General features: G+C 53.6%; 3 protein-coding genes. All 3 read left to right on the forward strand.

Going from position 1 to position 6150, the window contains the following annotated elements:
* On the forward strand, window positions 1-2482 hold a 2482-nt coding region (locus AC27K1_RS21420), incomplete at its 5' end, for an Ig-like domain-containing protein (RefSeq protein ID WP_487152830.1).
* 99 nt (window positions 2483-2581) lie between these two features.
* The gene (locus tag AC27K1_RS21425; RefSeq protein ID WP_487152831.1) at window positions 2582-3946 is read left to right on the forward strand and encodes a TolC family outer membrane protein; all 1365 of its coding nucleotides are present in this window, start codon (window positions 2582-2584) and stop codon (window positions 3944-3946) included.
* A 710-nt stretch (window positions 3947-4656) separates the two neighbouring features.
* The coding region (locus AC27K1_RS21430; protein ID WP_487152832.1) for a retention module-containing protein at window positions 4657-6150 on the forward strand (1494 nt) is incomplete at its 3' end.

Genomic DNA, 6150 nt, shown 5'->3' on the forward strand with positions numbered 1-6150 from the left:
GGGCCCAGCAAACAACGCCATCACCGTGACGTCGGTGAGTGAAGACACGGGTGACCAGGACGCTTTGGCGGACGGTGTCAAAACCAGTGACACCACCCCGACCCTCAGCGGAACCCTGGAAAATGCGCTGCAGTCCGACGAGACCTTGCAGATCCGGGTCAATGGCGGAGCCTGGGTTGAGCTGACTCCGGACGCAAGCAAGAACTGGACGTACACCGACAGTGCACGCACAGGCGCGCTGACCTATGAACTGCGGATTATTGATGACGCGGGTAACGAGGGAGCCACGGCCACCCAGGCAGTCACCATCGACACCACCGGCCCTGCAACGGCAAACACCATCACGGTGACGGCGGTCAGCGAGGACACGGGTGAACAGGACACCTTGGCAGACGGAGTCAAGACCAATGACCCGACACCGACACTGACCGGCACCCTGGCCAATGCGCTGGCCGGCGATGAACGGCTGCAGATCAGCCTTGATGGCGTGACGTGGCAGAACGTGGCGACGACGAGCACCGACTGGACATTTGCCGACACGGTGGATCGCAGCGGAACGGTGACCTACCAGCTGCGGATCGCCGATGACGCGGGCAATCCGAGCACAACGGTTGCCACGGTGACGCAGTCAGTGACCATCGACACTACCGGCCCGGCAGCCAACACCATCACAGTGACCGCCGTCAGCGATGTAACCACCAATGACAAATCCCCGACTCTCAACGGAACACTGGCCAGTGCCCTGATCGCTGACGAGAGACTGCAGATTAGCGTCGATGGTGTTAACTGGATTGTCATCATTCCGGAGGCAGACCTCAGTTGGAGTTATGATGATCCGGAGACCCGCAGCGGAGGGGTCACCTACCAACTCAGGATTGTCGATGATGTGGACAATGAAGGTGCTACCGCATCGCAGGAAGTGATTGTTCCGGTCACTGGCAACCTGATTATCGATGGTACAGTGGATGATAATCTTAATCCGACCAGCGGAAATGAATTAACAGCCAATCTTGTCGCTAATTTTGAGGCGGCTATTGATAATGACAGGGATTTCTGGGAAAACGTTGGTGGTACAGAAACTGCCTTTTTCTGGGACATGTCATCTAATATTGAGCTTGTCCCTGCCAGCAGCCGTTTTGAAGGTATAGACAAGGCTTTCAGTTCCTATGGAAACAGCAGTTTCTTCGTTGAAGGAGGTCGTAATAATCAGACCAGTCTAGGCGCTGTTGTAAATAATGGTGCAAGTGACGCCAGCTTTGAAATCTGGTTCAAGACCGATGGCCGCGCTACAGATCTTGATGTGCTGTTTGAGACCGGTGGAAAGTCTCAAGGGGTAGCCATGACTATTGTTGGCACTGTGGTTGAATTTTATGTCAAGGATGGCAGTGTAAGCGATCAACCCAATGTGGCTTTGTCATTTGATCTGGCAACCGTGGGGATTGATCCGACAGAAGAATTCGTACAGCTGGTTGGCACGATTGATATAGGAGGCGATGTTTCCCTTTATGTGAATGGTGCCCTGGCGGCGTCAGCACCGGCTACGGGTATTACTGACTGGGACGATGGCGATATCGCCGGGCTTGGACGGATCAATAACGGAAGTATCCTTGACAATGTCGATAGCGTTGCTCAGGAAACGGATAAAAAGTTACATCTGGAAGCAGATATCGCCATCTTCCGCTTTTATAAAAGCGCTCTTGCCAGCACGGATGTTGAGGATAATTTCAAGGCTGTGTCCGGATTGTCTGTGAGCAGTGTCAACGGGCAGCAGGTGAGTCTGGATATGACTGATCCGGTCAACACGGCCAATGGCTCCCTGTTGATTGCTTCTGATGGTTCCTATCAGTTCACGCCCAATTCCGGTTTCGTGGGTGTTGAAACATTCACCTATGCGCTGACGGATGTTGCCGGGAATGCCAGTACCGCGACGGTGGTCATTGATGTCACTGACACGTCACATGGTGTTGCGGCGAATAATGCACTGGTTGGAGCGGATAGCTCCGACCAGCTGATCGGTGGTGATGGCTCTGATACGCTGACGGGTGGTGTCGGTGATGATCGTCTGACAGGAGGGGATGGCAGCACTGACACGGCTGCCGACACGTTTGTGTTCAATCTTGCCGACCTTGTGGATGGCAAAACACTCCAGACTGATACGATTACTGATTTCACCGTCGCTGACACGGATAGCAATCCTGCCGCGGACAAGCTGGATATCAGTGACCTGGTGAATATGAGTAACGTAGATTTGAACGATACGGATGTGTTCCTTGCCGCCCTTATCAATGAAGGCGTCAGTGCTGAGATTCAGGGGAATGACACGACGCTGAATATTGAGAAATCTACGTCTGACAATTCCCAGGATACGCTCAGAATTACATTGAAAAATGTCTCGGACTGGCAGGAGCAGAGCGGTGACTCTGTATTGGATGGAGAGGATGTCCTGTTGCAGTTAATCAATAACGGGCAGCTGATTGTCTGATTAACTGACAAAAGATGAATCAGAAAGGTCACCCTGCTTAAGAATGTGGAGGTGACCCGTAAATTAACGAATCACAAACAAAAATGAAGGGGAAAAAGGATGTCAAGGAAACCATTTGCACGCACTCTGCTGGCTTCAGCGTTGCTGGCCGGCAGTGCTCAGGCAGACAGCCTGCTGGACGCCATCAATAAGACGCTGGCGACCAATCCGGAGATCATGATCTCCACCACGGAAGCCGAGGCCCGCACCGAGGCCATTCTCCAGGCTCGTTCAGGCTACCTGCCCAGTGTCGATTTGACGGCGAGCGCCGGGTATGAAAACAGCCGTAACAGTACGACGATTGGCGCTTACGACGCGAGAAAATCCAACGATCCCCTGACAGCTGGCAGCAAGGATCAGGATCGTACGCGGCGGGACGCATCTCTCACCCTGCGTCAGATGTTGTTTGATGGCTATGCCGTCAGCAGTGAAGTGGATCGTCAGGAAGCCCGGCAGGCGTCTGCGGCAAAAGAAGTCTGCTCGGTTGCCAATAACACCGCACTGGAAGTGGTTCAGGCCTATATCAATGTTATTCGTCAGCAGGCGGTGGTCGGGCTGATGAAAAGCAATACCGCCGAGCATGAACGGATTGTGGACCTGATCAAGAAACAGGGACAGAAAGGACGCAGTAACGAAGCTGATGTGTCCCAGGCGGAAAGCCGGTTGCTGCTGGCGAAAGCGAACGAGATCAGCGCGGAATCCATCCTCCGTGATGTCAAAACCCAGTACCAGCGGCTCGTGGGCAACCTGCCCAAATCCTATGACCAGCCGGGAATACCGAACGGTTTGCCGTCAACCCTGGCCAGCGCCCTGCAGGTCGCGGTTGAGAAGCATCCGGTGCTGGGCCTCGCCAATGCTGATATCGACGCGGCCGAAGCGCAGTATGAAGCCAGCAAAAGTGGTTTTATGCCGCGATTTGAGCTGGAAGTTGGAGGCAACTGGGATACCGACGCCAACGGCGGTAAAGATGATACCTATAGCCATGTCGCCAAGGTCAACATGACCTACAACCTGTACAGCGGCGGCGCGGACAAGGCGCGCATGAATGAAACCAGCGTATTGCTCAACCAGGCGCTGGAAATCCGCAACCGCGCCCAGCGGCAGGTGGAGGAAGAGGTGCGCCTGGCGTGGGTTGCGGTTGAGTATGGCGCGAAGCGGCTTGGGCCTCTGGCTGACCATGCCAAACAGGCCGGAAAATCCCGGGCACTGTATGACAAGCAGTTCCTGATCGGAAACCGCACCCTGCTGGATCTGCTGGACAGCCAGAATGAATACACAACAGCAAGGCAAAGTGAGATCAATGCCCGTTATGAGCACCTGTACAACCAGTATCGTCTGCTGGGCAGCACCGGCTCCCTGCTGACGACGCTGGACGCCAGCCTGCCGGTGGCGAATACCTGTGGTTTGCAGGTCGCCAGTCTCTGAACTTAAACCCCATCATTGTTCCAGACGCCGGAATAGCCATTAAGCAGCGGTTAACCCGCTGCCATGGCCTGGCGTTTTCTGTTTCTGAACATCCGTTCTTCATAGTTCTGGCCTTTTTATAAGTCGCTTGAATAGGATGACCACTGGCGTCTTTTTGCAAGAGCCAGAGCATTTGATGCCGAATATCTTCAGGCCTGGCAGTTACATCAAGCCAATCAGTAAACCTGCGAACAGGCTTTTTGGCAGTTGTTACCCAACTTGTCAGCCCAAGCCTCCAAAACAAAATCAAACAGAAAATCCTCCCCAGTGGTAATCAGGTGTTTGGCAGCGGTACCACCTCCTATCCCAGTACCCGTTACGGTGTTCGACTAAGCCAGTCGGTTTTTAATTTGGGCAGGGTTTAGAGAATAAAGGATTGCCCGTTACTCAATCACTGGAAGGCTTTATAAGGCTCGAAACTTCTATGGTCTCGAGCCTTTTTGCATTGTGACTCGCTATCAATCGATTACGACAGATCTTCGCGCCGTCCTGATCAGCATTCTGTGAACTCGGTAACCGAAGGTGCCAGAAGACCTGTCCGACTGGTTTCCAAGGCTGATGAAAGATGAACTCCCGGAGTTATCAGGGAGCAGAGGTTTTTCTTTCAGGTGCTAACTACACTAAATAAACATCAGATAAGGATATCTGGAAACTGGGAAGGAATCTGGATTATGGAAACTGTTTCAGCGTCTGTTTTGCAGCAGGTGGTGGGGAAAGTTCACTACGTTGCCGGTCAGGTTGTAGTCGTCAAACCTGACGGAGAACGTCAGGCTTTGATGGTTGGTGATACGGTTTATCCGGGTGATGTCGTACAGAGTGGACCGGATGGTATCGTTCATATTGATGTTGATGATGGTGCGACGATTTCTCTGGCAGGCAATGAAACCCTTGATCTGGCCAGTTTGCTGGAAGAAGGACTTGAAGAACTGGTGTCCGGGGATTCTGACCTGGCAGAAATCCATCAGGCACTCACGGAAAATGTTGAATCTACGCCGTTAAATCGAACGCGTATTGCTGAGTCAGAAGCGTCTTTAACAGTAGACGACATTGAAACTCTGTCAGCGCCTGCCGCAGGTCCGGAGGGTGCAACGCCAGAACCTGCTGCAGCAACAAGTAATGGGTTTTCGTCACAGGCTGCGCTGGGTTTGAGTGGGTTAACTGTGACGCCTGAGGCAGGATTTGAAACAACCAGTTCAAATGGTTTTACGACAGGCACTGATCAGAATGTAGGACTGGAAGGCCGTGATGAAACATTTTTTGTCAATGAAGCACCCATAATTACCAGCAACGGTGGTACTGCAACAGCAGTCGTGGAGATTGCGGAAAACAGTACGGTGGTGACTCAGGTAACGGCCACGGATGCGAACCTGCCCGGGGATGTGCTCAGTTACCGGATCAGCGGAGGTGCTGACAGTAACGCCTTTACCATGGATGATGATGGCAACCTGGCTTTTGTTACGGCGCCGGATTACGAGAGCGGCAAGACAAGCTATGAGGTTCAGGTTGAGGTCAGCGATGCCTATGGCGCAACAGATACCCAGACGCTGACGGTAACCGTGACCAAGGTGAGTGAAGCGACCCCGACCGCGGTAGCGGACAGAATCGAGGTAAACGAAGGGGCGACCATCACCAGCCTGGTAGGCGGCGCAACCAGCGTGAAGGCCAACGACACCGGCCTGTCGGATACGCCGGTGAACGTGAGCCTGGTCTCGGGTGTGTCTCATGGCACCCTGGCGCTAAATCCGGACGGCACCTTCAGCTACACCCATGATGGCAGTGAAAACTTTACCGACAGTTTCACCTACGAGATTGAAGACAACGACGGCGAAACCTCGCAGGCGACAGTGTCGATCTCCGTGGCTCCGGTGAGAGATGCCACGCCGACGGCGGTAGCAGACAGCATCGTGTTAAACGAAGGGGCGACCATCACCAGCCTGGTAGGCGGCGCAACCAGCGTGAAGGCCAACGACACCGGCCTGACGGATTCGCCAGTGACCGTGAGACTGGTCACGGATGTGGCGTATGGCTCATTGACCTTGAACGAAAATGGCACCTTCAGTTACACCCATGATGGCACGGAAAACTTCGACGACAGCTTTACCTACGAGATCACCGACAACGACGGCGAGACCTCACAAGCGACAGTGTCTATCACCGTGAACCCG

It is taken from the genome of Kistimonas ophiarachnellae (assembly GCF_057552235.1).

What these genes read in the sequence shown, in the direction of transcription:
- AC27K1_RS21425 (WP_487152831.1), top strand. Translation starts at nt 2,582, where the DNA reads ATGTCAAGGAAACCATTTGCACGCACTCTGCTGGCTTCAGCGTTGCTG.